Below are 16844 nucleotides of genomic sequence, written 5' to 3' on the forward strand. Positions count from 1 at the left end.
TCCTTAATTTTTATATCTTTCCTTCGGGAATGCAGTTTTGAATAAACATTGCATCACCAAAGCTGAAAAACCGATATTTCTCTTTTACCGCTTCAGCATATGCTGAAAAAATGAAATCTTTTCCGGCGATTGCACTGACCAGCATCATTAGAGTTGACTCCGGCAAGTGAAAATTAGTGATCAATCCATCAATCACCCCAAATTTAAAACCTGGGTAAATAAAAATATCTGTCCATCCCGTTTCAGGGACAACTTTGCCATTGTTATGATAAACACTCTCCACTGTACGTGTCGAAGTGGTTCCTACCGCTATAATTTTATGGCCAGAGGCCTTGACTTCGTTAATCAATTGAGCGGTTTCAGGCGGCAGTTCATAGTATTCGCTATGCATATGGTGTTCAGCAATATTTTCAGCTTTAACCGGTCTGAACGTGCCAAGACCAACATGCAGCGTCACATAAGCAAGTTTTACACCTTTAGCTTGCAATGCAGCCAACAGTTCCGGCGTAAAATGCAATCCAGCAGTTGGAGCAGCAGCAGAACCATCATATTTAGCATATACGGTGTTATAACGTGAAGGATCTGCCAGCTTTTCTTTTATATAAGGAGGTAACGGCATCGTGCCTGCTTTATCCAGAATCTCTTCCCAAATCCCATTAAAAAAGAATTTCACAACACGATTACCAGTCGGCAAAACTTCAGTAATTTCTGCTGAAAGTTCTCCCGGCATAAAATCGACCACAGAACCTTGGCGCAAACGCCGCCCTGGTCGTACGATGACCTCCCATTCATCATCCGCCCGTCGATTAAGCAGTAAAAATTCTACATGTACCCCAGTGTCACGCTTGACACCTAGTAACCTAGCTGGAATTACTTTTGTGTTATTTAAGACCAAACAATCACCAGCATCTATATAATTTATAATTTCTGAAAAATGAGTGTGCCCTATTGATTGAGTTGCAGGGTTGACCAGCATCAACCGTGAATTGTCACGCTTGGCAGTCGGATGTTGAGCTATCAATTCTTTGGGCAGTTCATAGTAAAAATCACTTGTTTTCATTTTTACGCCTCTCTTCCGCCAAAGTCATAGGATCAGGGATTTCGTATACAGGGCGCTTCTCCACGCGCAGTTGATTAAGTTCAGTCGACAAAGTTGTGATCAATTGTAACGAACGTCGAGCGAGATGATATGGCCGATCCTTTTTACCAGTATTATATTCTAATTTGGGCAATAAACCAAAATTGGCATTCATTGGTTGAAAATGTTTAACCTCAGGATCTGAAATATAATTGGCCATTGCTCCTATAACAGTCTGCTTTGGGAAAACAAGTTCCGGCAGATTATAGAAATAACGTACAGCGTTTATGGCCGCTACCATACCTGAGGCAATTGATTCCACATAACCTTCAACTCCGGTCATCTGCCCAGCAAAAAAAAGGTCGTGGCGCTTTCTTGTTGCATAGGTAGGGTTCAAATGTTTGGGGGAATTAATAAATGTATTTCGATGCATTACTCCATAGCGATAAAAAATTGCCTTGCTTAAACCTGGAATCAGGCCAAATACACGTCTTTGTTCCCCTTGCTTTAAGCGTGTCTGGAAACCGACAATATTGTACATCTCGCCCCGAATATCATCTTGGCGCAGCTGCACGCAGGCATACGGTTCACGTCCGGTACGCGGATCTTTAAGGCCTACCGGTTTCAAAGGTCCGAACCGCATTGTATCTTCACCCCGCGAAGCCATGGTTTCGATCGGCATACAGCCTTCAAAAACGATCTCTCGATCAAAATCATGTACTTCAGCTCGTTCCGCCGTTTTCAAAGCAGCATAGAACTGTTTGTATTCATTTTCATCCATAGGACAGTTCAGATAATCATCACCGCCCTTGTTGTAGCGTGATTGTGGAAAAGCTATACTCGTATCAATACTGTCTTTGCTGATAATCGGCGCCGCGGCATCAAAAAAATGCAAGTGCTCTTCACCGAAAAAATCAGCCATGGAAGCAAATAATTTCCCTTGAGTCAGCGGGCCGGTTGCTATCAGCCAAATTCCGTTTGCCGGTATGTCATCGATTAACTCGTGATGCACCGTGATCAGCGGATTGCTCATTATTTTTGCCGTAACTTCTTCGGCGAATAAATTGCGGTCAACAGCTAAGGCCCCACCTGCTGGCACTTCATTATGCAAGGTGGCTTCCAGCAAATATGAACCTAAGCTCAAAAGTTCATACTTTAACAGGCCTACCGCATTGTTAATCATATTTGAGCGCAAAGAATTTGAGCATACTAGTTCTGCAAACAAATCCATTTTATGTGCCGGTGATTTATATTTAGGTTTCATCTCGTACAAGTTCACCGGAACTCCGCACGCAGCTATCTGCAAAGCGGCTTCCGATCCGGCTAAACCCGCTCCAACAACATTAATCATTATCTTTTTTCTTCTCCTTAGGCGTATTTTTTCGCCGCTTAGTTTCAACAGCGGAAGGCTCCGCCGTATCGTTGGCTTGTTTCTCACCAGCAACATTCTTATCTGTCTTGCCACGTTTCGATTTGCGGGTTACGCAACTATCATTGGAGCAACGTTTATAAAGCCTGCCGCGCAAGCGATGCCAAACCATATAGGATCCGCACTCGGGACATTTCTCATTATCAACAGGCAAGTCCCAGCTGATGAAATCACAGTTTTTATCGTCAGCATTTTGACTACAAACATAAAAAATACTGCCTCTACGGCTACGCCGCGACACCAAGTCACTGCCGCATCGCGGACAATGTCCGTCAACTTTTTCAACAGCATTTTTTGTGAACTTGCAATTCGGGAAAGCTGAGCAAGCAATAAATTTTCCGAATCGTCCTTCCTTAATCACTAAATCCGCTCCGCATTCAGGGCATTTCTCACCCGTAGCTTCAACAGGAATAACAATTTTACTGATATCTTTCTGCGCTTTAACAATCGCGGCGTGGAAGACTGGGTAGAAATTTTTGATCAGCTCAACCCAGTTTAGTTTGCCGCTTTCCACTTCGTCTAAATCGTTCTCCATCTCGGCAGTAAATTTAATATTAATCAATTTTTTGAAGTGTTCGCGCAAAATATTGGTTACCAAAAAGCCAAGTTCTGTCGGAATAAGCGACTTGTTTTCTTTAACTGCATATTGACGTTCCATAATTGTCGAAAGCGTCGGAGCATAGGTAGATGGTCGGCCGATTCCAGCTTCCTCCATGGCTTTGATGAGTGAGGCCTCATTATAGCGAGCCGGCGGTTGCGTGAACTTTTGTTCTTCAAGAAGTTCCAACTTACGCAAAGTTTCATTTTTTTCGAGGTCAGGTAAAATATTCATTTCTTTTTCGGCCACTTTTTCGGGATTGACTTTAAGGAACCCCGGGAAAATTACCGTTTCGCCTGTAACCCTGAAAATGATGTCACCTGCCGCTATATTGATTGTAGTGGCCGCTAGTTTGGCTGGAGTCATCTGTGAAGCCAAAAAGCGTTCCCAAATAAGTCGATAAAGCTTATATTGTTCGGTTGAAAGACCAACCTTTATTTTTTCCGGTGGCAATTCTAAATGGCTGGGACGAATTGCTTCATGCGCATCTTGAGCGGCATTCTTATTTTTAAAGTGGTTAGGCTCGGCCGGCACAAACTCCGGGCCGAAGGTGGATACTATTATTTTACGCATTCCAGCTACCGCGTCTGCCGATGACCGCACCGAATCAGTACGTATATAGGTAACCAAGGCGGTAGCACCAAGTTCCGGTAAATCAACGCCCTCGTACAATTGCTGAGCGATTAGCATAGTCTTTTTGGCGGAAAAGCCAAGTTTTCGCGCAGCGTCCTGTTGCAACGTACTAGTTGTATAAGGAGGAGCAGGGTTGCGTTGCCTATTTCGTTTAACAATCTCCAAAACCTTATATGGCTCTTGTATCTGTTTTTTTATGTTTTCGACCGCAGAGGCATCAGGCAGCTCTTCCTTGACGCATTTGCCACTCGCATCTAAGCGCCCGTAAAATTGAGCTGTAAAGTCCGCTAACGGCTGTTTTTCTTCGGCTAAATGAACACTCAAAAGCCAGTATTCTTGCGGTTCAAAAGACCGGATTGCTTCTTCTCGTTCAACCAGCATTAATGTGGCTACTGACTGAACTCTACCGGCTGACAAACCTTTCTTTACCTTACTCCACAAAAGCGGACTGAGTTCATATCCGACCAGCCGATCCAAAATGCGTCTTGCCTGTTGCGCATTGACCAAATCCAAGTCTATGGCTCGCGGTTGCTCAACAGCGGTTTTAACCGTATTTTTGGTGATCTCATTAAATGTTATTCGGCACAATGAAAGCGGATCAATATGTAAGACATTAGCCAGATGCCAAGCAATCGCTTCTCCCTCACGATCAGGGTCGGTAGCAATTAACGTATGAGCATTAGCTGCCGCTTTGGCTTTCAAATCATTAATAATCTTTTCTTTGCCACGCATGTTGATATAACGTGGCTTAAAGTCGTTGTTGATATCAACTCCCATAGTAGATGAAGGTAAGTCGCGAATATGTCCAACTGATGCGGCTATTTCATAGTCTTTGCCTAAATATCTGCCAATGGTTTTAGCTTTAGCCGGTGATTCAACTATAACCAAGGTTTTATCCATTGTCTTCCTCCGATATTTTATTTACGTTAATTCATTAGTCTGTAAGCAGAATCCTTTACAGCATACCTTCCCAATCGGGAAAAAATCAAGCCTTTCAATTCACAAATACTTAACTCCGGCAAAAGTTCGGTAAGTTTACAGTGTAGCAATAAGCACAGTTCATCAACGCTTCGTTCAGCGACAGTCAGTTCTCTAAGTATTTTTTCGGACAAAGGTGAAAGCTCCGGTGGCTTTTCCTTATAAGCAGATAAAGGCAAATCAGTACCGGTTTGCCGTTCGATCTCATCAGCTAAGTTTTCAGGTGCAATCAATGGAATAGCTCCGTCATTAAGGAGGCGGTTAGAACCGCTGCTCTGTTTAGAATAAATCGTTCCGGGAACCGTCCATACCGATTTGCCGATTTCCGCAGCATAGCCAGCGGTAATCAGTGAACCGCTTTTAGCGCCTGCTTCAGTGACCACCAAAATATCGCTAAATGCCGCCAGCAAACGGTTGCGCACAGGAAAATAATATCGCAAAGGCACAGTGCCAGGCGGATATTCACTTACAAGAACTTGACTCCGCCAAATCGCCTCGTAAATTGGCCTGTTTTGCCGAGGATAACAAATATCTATCCCATTGGCAAGAACGGCCAACGTGGGGGTATGATGTAAAAGTGCCTGAGTATGCGCCAAAGAATCAACACCCAGGGCCATACCGCTTATTATTGGACAATTATAATGAGCAGCAATATTGGCAACATCTTTAGTTACACTTATGCCATAACCTGTCGGATGTCTGGTGCCAACAATGCCTATTTTAAAGTTTTTAGAATTAATTAATGCAAATAAATTTCCGTGATAGAACAAAGTTAACGGCAACGGCTCAATCCCCAAGAAACATTTGGGATAGGTTGTTGATCCCAAAAAAGTTGCCTGAATTCCTGCCGCTGATAAAGGCCTTGCTTTTTCCTCATAATCAGGAAATTTACTGGCCAATTTTTCCAACTGCTGCAGCAATTCGTTCAGCGGAGAAAAATTGTCACTTAAACCGGCTGAAAAAAGGTTTAAGTTTTCGTTTTTTTCTTCACAGTTTACATTGTCCGCATCCTCGGTACATCCGCCGGCATAGTTGCTGCTAATTAATGAAGCTAGCAAATCACTAAAAGCAGGGTACCTCTCATTTATTATTTTTAATAGGTAATGATTTTGCCCTAAAATCAATCGTAATAATCGTGAAGCGCCCTTAATACTCTGACAATCATAAAGCCATAGCGCTGACGCCAACAGATGCTGCATCTTTACCTCCCCAATTAAATTTTTGTTTCATTTGCCATGCTGTCGCGACATGTAGTGGAGTCACTTTCTCACTATCCGCCAAATCGGCAACCGTACGGCTCAATGTAAGCAGACTGTGCTGACTGCGCGAAGATGAATTATACTTGCGACTGATCTCAAAAATTTGCTCCGTGGCTGCGGCCGAAATATTAAAGCATTTGTTTATTATTTCCAAGTCCGCTCGTGCATTATATACAAAGCCCAAGTTATGTTTTTCCAAGCGTAATTTTTGACGCTGACTGGCAGTTTCAAATTTATCTCGTAACTCGTTAAGGTCTATTTTTTGGCAGCCAGTATCCTCTTCCAACAGATTGGCGTCAAACTTTGGCAAAACCACCGTACAATCGAACCTATCCAGCAAAGCTTCATCAATATAACGCCAGTAAGCACTTAATGCCGCAGCCGAACAGCTGCAGCCACCTTCAGATAAGTATTGGCCGCAGGGACAAGGATTCATCGCCGCCAAGCACAAAAATTCACTTTCAATCCGGTATATTTTTCCGGCTTGGTAAGTCTCAAGCTCTTTTTCAGTCAAAAAATGTTTTATAACTTTAATGATACCAGGGGAAAAATGATTGAATTCATCCATAAACAAAATGCCGTTATTGGTAAGACGAATTAAGCCCGGCCAGTCGTGAACAACATCGCCTATGAAATCCTTGATTTTAGCTTGCACCCCGGGGTGTTCACAATGTGCGACATCGAATGTATTAAGCAAATTTGCCTTCGGCATATCTGGACTAACGGCCAAAAGTTCAAGCTGGCGCAAACTTGTCGAATATGGCAGCTTAGGCATAAGTGCAGCCGCATAATTTAATAAACTGCTTTTCCCGGTTCCAGGTGCTCCAGTTATCAGTAAATGATGTCGCCCTAAAACCGCCGCACATATTGCAAGCCAAGCAAAGTTTTGATTTGGATAAATTTTGATTTCTCGCTCATATAGCGAATTTTCTTTTTTCACATAAGTTAGGCAGTTGGTGGTAATACCTTTCGTTCTTCCTTCATTTTCAGCTTTCAGATCTTTTATACTACGCAAAGGGAAAAAATTTGGGCAATTTCGAATTAGCGGCCTCATTCGATAAAAACTCGTTTGTGGGATCAACAAAGTTTTGCCACAGCAGGAGTCAGGGCTTGAATCAAGCAGTTCTAGCTGATAGTAGGCTACTGCAGCTGTGTCAACCGTATTTTCACATAATTCTCCGCGTAAACTCACTTGGCCAAATGCGCTCAAACTTGGAACGCCTCCCGATTCGTTCGGCAAATGTAACTGATGATCGGCCAACAATATGCCTATGAGTAGCGGCAAATCCCATAACTGCGTTGAGCGTACAGTTGTAGCAGGTGAGACATCAACTATAATTTTACGGTTAGGCATTCTAAAGCCGCAGTTTTTCATTATTGCAGCCAATTTGATTCTCGTTTCACGCGCTCGCTGGTTAGGGATCCCGACAAAAAGCAAAAGTGGCAAGCCAGTCTGTAAGCTGATCGTCAATGTGACAGGATGTATACCAGCCCCGTCTGCAGTCACCGTATTTATTGTAATATTTTCTGGCATAGTACCTCCAGTTCCGACTCAAAAAATGTTCTCATATCGCCTGCTTTACTATTTGAACAGGTGCTCTTGCTTGATATAGCATTATGCGAACGATACGAGGCAAGTCTTTTTTCATACGCTGAATTTACCATTGCCAAAACTAATTTTTGCCGACAAATTTCGACAAGAATCAACACAAGGCAAGACAAAGCAGCTTGAGAGGGAGTTTCCTATCTGTTATAATCGCGTCTATAAGGAGACAAGAATAATGCAACTTGGAATTGTCGGATTACCTAATGTTGGTAAAAGTACTTTATTTAATGCTATAACCAAAGCAGGTGCGGAAAGTGCTAACTACCCTTTTTGCACAATAGAACCTAATGTAGGTGTGGTCCCAGTGCCAGATCAGAGGCTCGATTTCTTAGCTGAGATGTATAAACCAGAAAAATACACGCCGGCCGTACTGGAGTTGGTTGACATTGCCGGTTTAGTGGCTGGAGCAAGTCGCGGCGAAGGCTTGGGCAATAAATTTTTATCTCATATTCGTCAAGTTGACGCCATAATTCACGTCGTACGCTGTTTCGATGATCCAAACGTAATTCATGTCAATGGTAGTGCTGACGCCAAACGCGATATTGAGACAATTTCTTTAGAGCTGATTTTAGCCGATCTAGAATATCTTGAGCGCCGTATTGACAAAGTAAAAAAGTCTATGAAGGGCGGCGACAAGAAACCGCAAGCCCAGTTGGAAGTTCTATTAAGAATTAAAGAGGCTCTCGACGCCGGCAAATCGGCTCGCAGTGTCGAACTTTCCGATGAAGAGAAAGAAGAGATAACTGATCTTGAATTGTTGTCAGCCAAACCTATTTTGTACGTAGCTAACGTCTCAGAAGACGATTTGGCCGCTCCTGAGAAAAATAATCAATTTCTTGCGGTTCAGCAAATTGCACGCGCTGAACAGGCAGCCTGCATAGCCATCAGTGCCAAAATCGAAGAAGAACTTGCCTCACTGGATGACGAAGAACGGGCAATGTTTTTGCAAGATCTCGGCATCGTTGAATCAGGTTTGGACCAAATTGTGAAGTCAGGCTATTCCCTGCTCAATTTGATTTCTTACCTTACGGCTGGTCCCAAAGAGGTACGGGCTTGGACAATAATCCGTGGAACTAAAGCTCCGCAAGCGGCCGGAAAAATTCACTCCGACTTTGAGCGTGGTTTCATTCGGGCCGAAGTCGTCGCTTATGATGATTTGCATGCGCTTGGCAGTATGGCTGCCTGTAAGGAAAAAGGGCTGGTGCGCTCGGAAGGTAAAGATTACGTCATGAAAGACGGCGACATCGTTCTCTTCCGCTTCAACGTTTAAGACTTTAAAATAGCAAGGTTATACATCGCAATAGACGCAAATGAAAAGCCACGTAAATTTACGTGGCTTTTTACGATGCAAATCAATTCTGTAACTGTCAATTCATTATGAAATTTATCACTAGATTTTGCACAATCAGTAGACTTTATAGCGCCAAGTTCTTCCTTGATCAACGGATTGCACTAAAAAATTGAGTTCGCCTAATTTTTTGCTGTCAGAGAATTTAACTGTTTTGAGCTGAAAAGAGTAATCGGAAATTTTCTCTAGAGTAGCAGCTATTTTAATGTAACCAGGTTTTACTTTACCGTCACTCGGCCACAACAAAACTTTTTCGTCCTTAACATTATTGGCCACCGCCTGTGCTTTAAACGCATCAAACACAAGTGAAACTAATTTCGGCGGCAAATTCAAATCAATATACACAAGTTCATTATCATTTTCTGGAGCGAGATATGAATGGTGTGCCCGCCACAAAAAGCCTGGAATGGTATCAATTGCAAACTTTTCTTCCATAGAAATCGGTGCCGTTTCGCCAGGCACAGGAATGGCAACTGCTCGAGGCGCATTTTTATCAAAGACAAACGCAGTACCTTCCTCAATTATCAGATTTTCCGACGGTTCCGTAAAAGCAGTATTCATCGGGACATCGTCAAAGTTCTGACAAGAAGAACTCAGTACCAAAGTAGCAGTTAAACTCGCCAAACAGGCTAATTTTAGAATGTTACACTTCATTGATATTTCCCTTGCTGATTTGTTCGTTAAACTAATGATACCTTAGGCTCGTACAAAATTGCAAGTAAAATCTTAAATCACGTATTATTTTATGTTGAAAAAGCAAAAATCATTCATTTTTGTCATAATTAATATTTATCCCGCGTACCGTCAAAACAGGCTCTAAAGCGGCACGAAGGTGTTCGCGCAAATCTTCAAGCGTAGAGGAATTATCAATTAAAGCATCAGCCATTGATGCATAGTCTTGTTCGCTTAACTGAACCGCCATTCGCTGTCTGGCCTTTTCTTCCGGTAGTCCGCGCGCTTGTAGCCGCTGCAGACGTGTACGTAAATCAGCCGTTATTACCAAAATAAAGTCACAACTATCCAAAAAGCCATCTTTTAATGGTATCGGAACATCAAAAACACATATTTTTTTACCAGCCTCAATCAGCTTTTCCCGATCAGCGTGCATTGTTGCAATAACGTGGCGATGTACTATAAAACTCAAGGTATCGAGAGATTTGCGATCATGGAACACTAAATCGGCAACCGCATCGCGATCAAGCTCCCCCGTGTCGCTTATTACTGTTGAGCCAAAAGTAGCAACAATTTCCGGTATGGCAGCCCCACCCACCGCAGTGACCTGATGCGAAACGGCATCAGCATCCAACACCGGTATACCCCAATTTTTCAATACATGGGCGGCAGCCGACTTGCCAGTCCCTATCCCGCCTGTTATTCCTATTGTAAACATCAGCCTTTAGCCTCCAACCAGTTTTTACCATATTCCAATTCGACCGGTAAACTGACTTTCAAATCAATTACTCGCTCCATTTCATTCCTTAGAAGCTCCGCCACTTCGGCAAATTCCGGCTCAGGCACTTCAAGAACCAACTCATCATGAATTTGCAAAATCATATGCGACTTAAGTTTTTTCTCCCGCAGCTTTCGTGCAAGATTAACCATTGCTAACCGCATGATATCAGCAGCTGTACCTTGAATCGGAGTGTTCATTGCTACGCGTTCTCCGAACAGCCGCCGATTGTAATTTTTCGATTTTAATTCCGGAATATATCTGCGCCGTTTAAACATCGTTTCCACATAGCCATCGATTTTTGCTCGTTCGACTAAATCGTTTAAATAGGCCTTGATTTGTGGGTAGGTTGCATAATATTCGGCAATATAATTTTTGGCCTCCGCCACTGAAATGTGCAGATCCTGCGCCAAAGAAAAGGCCGAGATACCGTATACTATACTGAAGTTTATCGTTTTACCAACGCGCCGATGTTCGGATGTTACATCTACGGGATCCATGTGAAAAACCCGAGCGGCTGTCAGAGCATGAATGTCTTCTTTGGCGGCGAACGCTTTGAGCATAGCTGTATCGCCGGATAGATGAGCCAACAAACGCAACTCAATTTGTGAATAGTCAGCATCTATAAGTATACATCCCGGAGCGGCTATGAACGCCGCCCTTATTCGGCGACCTTCTTCCGTTCGTGCGGGGATATTCTGCAAATTGGGGTCGGAACTGCTTAGTCGGCCAGTTTGGGTTAAGGTCTGGTGGAAAGTTGTGTGTATCCGATGATCAGCTGCAATGTATTTATGCAAGCCTACTATGAAGGTAGACAATAATTTGCTAAGCATGCGATAGCGCAAGATGAGATCGACGATAGGATGTAAATCTTGCAAGTGCATGAGATCTTCAGCCGAAGTTGAATATCCTGACTTAAGTTTTTTCCCTCCTGGCAACCCTAGCTCATTAAATAGGACTTCTGCTAGCTGTCTGGGAGAATTAAGATTAAATTCATGCCCAGCCAGTTTATATATTTCATCAGCTATGTCAGCAATTTCGCTTGAAAATGCTTCGGTTTGACGCTGCAATACAGCCTCATCAACGGCTACCCCATCTCTTTCCATCTGAGTCAAAACTTCTACCAGCGGTAAATCGACTTGGCTAACCAAATAGTTTAATCCCTGACTTTCAATTTTCGATTTTACCAAGCTGTAAACAGCGATTATCGTATTAAAATATGAGATGAGTTCCTTATTCAAATCAGCAACAGCAACAGCCTGAGCCTGAGCCTCAGCCTCAGCGGAAGAAATGGAACAATTATTTTCCGGTAACTCTTTCATTCCCGTATTTTCGCTTGAAATAGGATAATTTAACCTGTATAATTCCGCCAAATCACTCAAGTAGGCAACCTTTTGGGCATCACCGCAAGCATAGGCAAGTATAGATAAATCAATTATTGTTCCAGTAGTATAATCGACGCAATTATTTTCAGAAAGCAAAGCCGGAAAACGTTGTAGGATCTGCTTTAGGCTGAAGCATAAAATCTTTTTGCCACTCAATTCAGACCAAGCATAAAAATCAGGAAATATTGTTTGATCTATACATATATAAACATGTTGTTCAGGATCTGCGATATATATTGATGGATATCGTTCGGCCATAATCAATATGGGCGAGGCGTTTTCCAGCCAAGTTCGCCATTCGTCAGTATTGATAAATCTATATAAAGCAGGTGTACTCGTTTCCTGAGTGCCGCTTTCATTCGGCAATGAATTTTTCTCTGTCGCGCCAATCTTCTCATCAGCAATAGTATCGCTATCAGCTAAGGCCGTTTCCTTCTTATCAGTTTCTACCTGAGCTGCTGAATAAAGGACATTCATTTTTTCGAGCAATGAATTAAACGAGTATTTTTTTATAACTTCTCGCCACTTATCATGGCTACCGGCAAGCGAAAGATCGGCCAACGCCCATTTCAACGGAATTGCGCAATTAATAGTAACTAGTGCTAAAGCCTGATAGGCAGTATTTCGACCTTCAACTAATTTTGCCTGCACTTTAGGCGAAAAAGCCGACAAATTTTCATATATTTCATCTAAGGATGAAAACTGACCGACGATTTTGCTGGCACTGACTTTGCCAATGCCTGGCACTCCAGGAACAGCATCGGAAGTATCACCCAGCAAAGCTTTGTAAGTAATGAAACTTTTCGGAGTACAGCCGAAATCTTCCTGCAGCCTAGCCGGGGTATAAAAAGTTACTGCACTGTGACGGCCAGGATAAATTACACTTATGTTGCTATCAACAAGCTGCAACGTATCCCGATCACCGGACAAAATATACACATGCTCCATTTCCGAACAACTCTGTTTGGCCAACGTGCCCAAAATATCGTCAGCTTCATAACCGGCCAAACTGTAGCAGGCCCAACCCAGCTCCGGCAAAATCATCTTTAAGAAGGTGAATTGGGTCGCCAAGTCATCACTCATCGGTTTGCGTCCGCTTTTGTAGGAATGAAACAATTTATGACGAAAAGTCGGCTCAGGTAAGTCAAAGGCCACCGCCAGATGAGTTATGTGTAATTCTTTGGCATAACGCAAGACAATGTTAAAAAAAGTATAAACAGCCCCAATAGGTGTACCATCTGCTAGGTTTAATTCTGTGCCTCCGTAATACGCCCGATTAATTAAACTGTTCCCGTCTATTAAAAGTAAATCCCGGCCTTGCATAAATTTTCCCTCGTTCTGTTTATTGTAAAATACCTACAGACGGCGTGAATCTTTTCCACGGTTCTCCTTTAGGATATTCTGCAGTAAAAATAAGTTCTTCTTTAGTGGTGGGATGTAATAGCCTGAGTTGAAAAGCAAGTAATGCAATATCGCCGTGTTCCCCACTCACTCCATATCGACGATCGGCGTAAAGCGGATGCCCATGATGTTTGAATTGAACTCTAATCTGATGTGATCGGCCTGTTTCGAGCTTTATTCTTACCAAGGCTAAATCTCCGGAATGTTGAATGCATTCATAGTTTAACGCCGCATACTTGGCTTCTGGGTGACCGCGATCCACGATTGCTGCGGAATTAAGTCGTTTATCTTTAAATATATAATCTTCCCACCGTTCGCCGGCAGCCAATGTTCTTTGCTCGTCATGGCAAATCGCCAAGTAAATCTTTTGCCAACTGTGACTTCTTATCTGTTCCGCTAAGCGTCCGGCCGCTTTGGAAGTACGGGCCAAGACTAGCACTCCAGCCACCGGACGGTCAAGCCTGTGTACAAGGCCCAAATAAACGTCACCTGGCTTGTCATACTTCTTTTTCACGTAGGCTTTGCTCCAAGCCAAAATATCAGGAGCCGCCGTTCCATCAGCTTGTGACAAATAGCCGGCCGGTTTGTACACAGCCAGAAGATGGTTGTCGCAGTAAATAACTTTAGGCTCGATCAGTTGCATGGTTGCCACCTACCAGTACAGCCGCACGGTAAAAATATATCTCGTCGTTTTGCCGGCAAAATCAGCTCTATTCCCTCTGTTATGCCGCCGAACTTCGCCTTAACACTAAGATTCATTATGCTTTGCAATGCGCCGGCGGTTAGGCCGGTAGTATAACTATTCAGAACAAGGAAAATAGCTTGTCTGCTTAAAAGTCGCACGCAATTATCTATTAGACTGCCAATAGATGTTTCAAATTGCCATAACTCACCGTTTGGCCCGCGCCCATAGGCTGGAGGGTCCAAAACAATGCCGTCGTAAACGCGCCCACGCCGTATCTCACGCTCAACAAACCGGTTGGCATCCTCCGCGATAAAGCGGATATATTTGTCGGTCAACTTACTGTCAGCAACATTTTTTTTGGCAATTCCGATAATTCTTTTAGAAGCATCAACATGAACGACTTCAGTGGCTCCGGCAGCTGCACAGGCCAATGTAGCTCCGCCAGTGTAGGCGAATAAATTTAAAATTCTTATCGGCGCCGCCGGATTTCTTTCTTTGCGTTCAGCGATAAGCTTTTGCATGAAATCCCAGTTAGTTGATTGCTCAGGAAATAAGCCGGTATGTTTAAACCCCATCAATGATATGTTGAACCTAAGCTCGCCACATAGGCTAGGATATCTAATAAGCCAGCTTTGAGGCACATGATTTTGCGTCCAACTGCCGCCGCCTTCAGGCGAGCGGACGTATGTCGCATCAACGGTTTTCCATTCCGGTCGGTACCAAATTGCTTGAGGATCAGGTCTTTGCAGGATATAATGCCCCCACTTTTCCAGCTTTTCGCCTCCTCCGGCATCCAATAACTGAAAGTCTATCCATCTGTCCATCAAGTGTTCTCCTTAATTTTAAAATTTTCTTTAGTGTTTTTGATAAAATCGCACCGCAAAAGTCCAAGTATGTCCATATTCAGATACTTACCGTCACGGAAAACCTGTTCACGCAAAGAACCTTCCGAACGGAATCCACAGTTTTGGAATAAGCGGTGTGAAGGAATATTGTCCTCGATAATATGAGCGGTAAGATGATGCATATTAAGCTGATTAAAGCAGTAGTTGATCATTATACCTGTAGCTTCCAAGCCCAAGCCGAGTCGGCGAAATTTTGGTAAGATTGCTAGGCCAACATCCAAATGACGCTGTGGCCAATCAACTTCAGATAAATTAAACGCACCGGCCGGTTCCCGACTAAGTTTTTCAACAATGACCCAAACAAAATTTTCTGAATTATCATGCCAGTCTTGCAAAAGTGCAGTCGCTTGTTCATTTCGAAATATTCGCCAGCATGTCGGCAGGTACATTCTCATTGTCGGTTCATCTGTCAGCAATGTTTCTATAGCCGCAAGATCGCACTTGGCCAATGGCCGCAGAAGCGTTTTGTTTCCCGTAAGGCAGAATCCCTGAGATGGAATGGAATTGTCCACGTTAGGAGTACATACGCCTGTCACACCCTCTGCGGCTGATTTTTTTATATCGTCGAAAACATCTGAGATACCTGAAGAATCCGATGCACATGCAGGATCAGAAATATCGAGTAGATTGTTAAATTTATGCATAATACCTCATTAGCAAAGTTTTTGTACCAAGGGTTTAGGTCAATGGTATGAGTATCGGCTGGGGTTTCATTCCAGCTAGCAACCAGAATTAGAACTTCCATTTGAAATTCGCTTCTGGCCATCTAATATGAAATCCACTTCTGGCCATCTTTTAATAGTATAACATATCACAGCAGGGTTCATTATTGCTCTAACTCATGTTAAAATTTATGAACAGAGTTTTAATAAGCTCATAAAAGTTGTAGCTTTAGGATTACAATAAGTCCATATGGTGAAATACAAGGAGACGGATTATGAATAATAATTTTGTACCGACTTTGCAAGCTGTTCGCTTCAATCCAAACGAGTTGCTCAATCTTATCAGACATTTTTTCAGTCCTCATCCCACTCGTCTTATCTACGAAAGAGGATCACTGAGTTTGCCAAGCCTTATCCTGATCATGTTGGGTCAGCTTATTTTTAACAGCTTGGCTTGGATGTTTACTTTCAAAAAATTTTTTATTAACTCTGTCTCAATTAAAATCATTGCCGACGCCTATCCTTCCGGCAAAACTTTTCTGATAATGCTCCTAGTTAATTTTATTCTTCTTGCGTTATTGGCCGCTCTGTGGCATGTCATCAGCATTCTTTTGCGCGGCACTTCCAATTTTTTGGACATACTGTTTATGCTCGGCGCGACTCAAACCCCCACGGTCATATTCAGTATAATTTCCTGTATTCTCGCTTTCATTTCACCCTCGATCAGCAGCGTGGTGCTACTCGCCAGTGCATGTACTACTATTCAGTTTATCCACACTTCATTCGAGATGGATGAGTTCAAATATAGGATCGACAAGTATTGGATCTTCGTTGTCTTAGATATAATATTAATTTTCGCTCTTTTCCTGCTAATACGGAGCTGTATTATTCCAGCCTTGTTGAGTTGAGGCAGGTTTAGATGTAAATTGCCGTTTATACAAAAATAACCACTACATGTGTAGTGGTTATTTTACTTGGTGGAGATGAGGGGAATCGAACCCCTGTCCAAAGCACCATTGCCTGAAACTTCTCCGGGTGCAGCTTCTTCAAAAATATTCCCCGGCCATCTCTAAAGAAGCAAAATTTCCGGCTAGGTAGCTTCATAAATACAAGATTACGGCAAAGCTTAGGTAATCAGGTTGCCTTCCTTAACCTCTAGGAAGTGAGGTCTGCAGTTGACACCGCAGTTTCCGTCAGGCAGATCTAACGGAGCGATGACGCGCTGAAATCAAGCAGCAGCGTAAGAATAGTTTTTGTTTGCAATTAGATTGCACTCTCGTTTATTAAAGTGGCCAACGAGAATCCACTACCCGCTGTCTCAGGGTCTGTCACCCTGTCGAAACCGGTGCATCCCCATATCTATGAACTGAATTATACTTGAAGCGGTAAAACAGTGCAAGCTCAAAGCAAGTTCACCGCCGCACTCA

General features: G+C 43.0%; 13 protein-coding genes and 1 other RNA gene. 2 read left to right on the forward strand and 12 right to left on the reverse strand.

Annotation, left to right across the window (positions count from 1 at the left end; all coding sequences use genetic code 11):
* Positions 1-10: 10 nt before the first annotated feature.
* The 5 genes from queA to HMPREF0868_RS04120 are packed head-to-tail and all read right to left on the reverse strand — an operon-like array spanning position 11 to position 7509.
* Complete coding sequence (gene queA, locus HMPREF0868_RS04100; protein WP_012993438.1) at positions 11-1060, reverse strand: tRNA preQ1(34) S-adenosylmethionine ribosyltransferase-isomerase QueA; 1050 nt, start codon at positions 1058-1060, stop codon at positions 11-13.
* Positions 1047-2429, reverse strand: a complete 1383-nt coding sequence (trmFO, locus tag HMPREF0868_RS04105; protein ID WP_012993439.1) for a methylenetetrahydrofolate--tRNA-(uracil(54)-C(5))-methyltransferase (FADH(2)-oxidizing) TrmFO — start codon at positions 2427-2429, stop codon at positions 1047-1049. Before trmFO ends, queA begins: the two co-directional genes overlap by 14 nt.
* Positions 2422-4638 (reverse strand): type I DNA topoisomerase, encoded by a 2217-nt coding sequence (gene topA / locus HMPREF0868_RS04110; RefSeq protein WP_012993440.1) that lies wholly within the window; start codon positions 4636-4638, stop codon positions 2422-2424. The genes trmFO and topA overlap by 8 nt, the downstream gene beginning before the upstream one ends.
* Before the next feature lie 26 nt (positions 4639-4664).
* Positions 4665-5915 carry a DNA-processing protein DprA gene (gene dprA, locus HMPREF0868_RS07930; protein WP_012993441.1) on the reverse strand — a complete coding sequence of 417 codons (1251 nt, stop codon included), beginning with the start codon at positions 5913-5915 and terminating at the stop codon, positions 4665-4667.
* Entirely contained in the window at positions 5878-7509 is a 1632-nt protein-coding gene (locus tag HMPREF0868_RS04120) for an ATP-binding protein (protein WP_012993442.1), read from the reverse strand. Before HMPREF0868_RS04120 ends, dprA begins: the two co-directional genes overlap by 38 nt.
* A 247-nt stretch (positions 7510-7756) precedes the next feature.
* On the opposite strand from HMPREF0868_RS04120, the gene ychF reads away from it, so the two are divergent.
* A complete protein-coding gene (gene ychF, locus HMPREF0868_RS04125) occupies positions 7757-8851 on the forward strand; it encodes a redox-regulated ATPase YchF (RefSeq protein ID WP_012993444.1) in 1095 nt (364 codons plus the stop codon).
* A 135-nt stretch (positions 8852-8986) separates the two neighbouring features.
* On the opposite strand, the gene HMPREF0868_RS04130 is transcribed toward ychF, so the two are convergent.
* The 6 genes from HMPREF0868_RS04130 to HMPREF0868_RS04155 all read right to left on the reverse strand — a co-directional run bounded on the left by HMPREF0868_RS04130 (position 8987) and on the right by HMPREF0868_RS04155 (position 15399).
* Positions 8987-9583 carry a hypothetical protein gene (locus HMPREF0868_RS04130; RefSeq protein ID WP_012993445.1) on the reverse strand — a complete coding sequence of 199 codons (597 nt, stop codon included), beginning with the start codon at positions 9581-9583 and terminating at the stop codon, positions 8987-8989.
* 109 nt (positions 9584-9692) lie between these two features.
* Positions 9693-10319 (reverse strand): dephospho-CoA kinase, encoded by a 627-nt coding sequence (gene coaE / locus HMPREF0868_RS04135; protein ID WP_012993446.1) that lies wholly within the window; start codon positions 10317-10319, stop codon positions 9693-9695.
* Positions 10319-13087 carry a DNA polymerase I gene (gene polA / locus HMPREF0868_RS04140; RefSeq protein ID WP_012993447.1) on the reverse strand — a complete coding sequence of 923 codons (2769 nt, stop codon included), beginning with the start codon at positions 13085-13087 and terminating at the stop codon, positions 10319-10321. The genes coaE and polA overlap by 1 nt, the downstream gene beginning before the upstream one ends.
* Before the next feature lie 19 nt (positions 13088-13106).
* Positions 13107-13808 carry an RluA family pseudouridine synthase gene (locus HMPREF0868_RS04145; protein ID WP_012993448.1) on the reverse strand — a complete coding sequence of 234 codons (702 nt, stop codon included), beginning with the start codon at positions 13806-13808 and terminating at the stop codon, positions 13107-13109.
* Positions 13799-14674 (reverse strand): RsmD family RNA methyltransferase, encoded by an 876-nt coding sequence (locus HMPREF0868_RS04150; RefSeq protein ID WP_012993449.1) that lies wholly within the window; start codon positions 14672-14674, stop codon positions 13799-13801. The genes HMPREF0868_RS04145 and HMPREF0868_RS04150 overlap by 10 nt, the downstream gene beginning before the upstream one ends.
* The gene (locus HMPREF0868_RS04155; RefSeq protein ID WP_012993450.1) at positions 14674-15399 is read right to left on the reverse strand and encodes a GNAT family N-acetyltransferase; all 726 of its coding nucleotides are present in this window, start codon (positions 15397-15399) and stop codon (positions 14674-14676) included. The genes HMPREF0868_RS04150 and HMPREF0868_RS04155 overlap by 1 nt, the downstream gene beginning before the upstream one ends.
* 293 nt (positions 15400-15692) lie before the next feature.
* Here HMPREF0868_RS04155 and HMPREF0868_RS04160 point away from each other — a divergent pair, with 293 nt between their 5' ends.
* Positions 15693-16325: a hypothetical protein gene (locus HMPREF0868_RS04160; protein ID WP_012993451.1), complete on the forward strand. Its 633-nt coding sequence runs from the start codon at positions 15693-15695 to the stop codon at positions 16323-16325.
* A gap of 67 nt (positions 16326-16392) precedes the next feature.
* On the opposite strand, the gene ssrA is transcribed toward HMPREF0868_RS04160, so the two are convergent.
* Positions 16393-16772, reverse strand: a transfer-messenger RNA (tmRNA) gene (gene ssrA, locus HMPREF0868_RS08240).
* Positions 16773-16844: the final 72 nt, after the last annotated feature.

Source organism: Mageeibacillus indolicus UPII9-5, from assembly GCF_000025225.2.
GTDB lineage: Bacteria > Bacillota > Clostridia > Saccharofermentanales > Fastidiosipilaceae > Mageeibacillus > Mageeibacillus indolicus.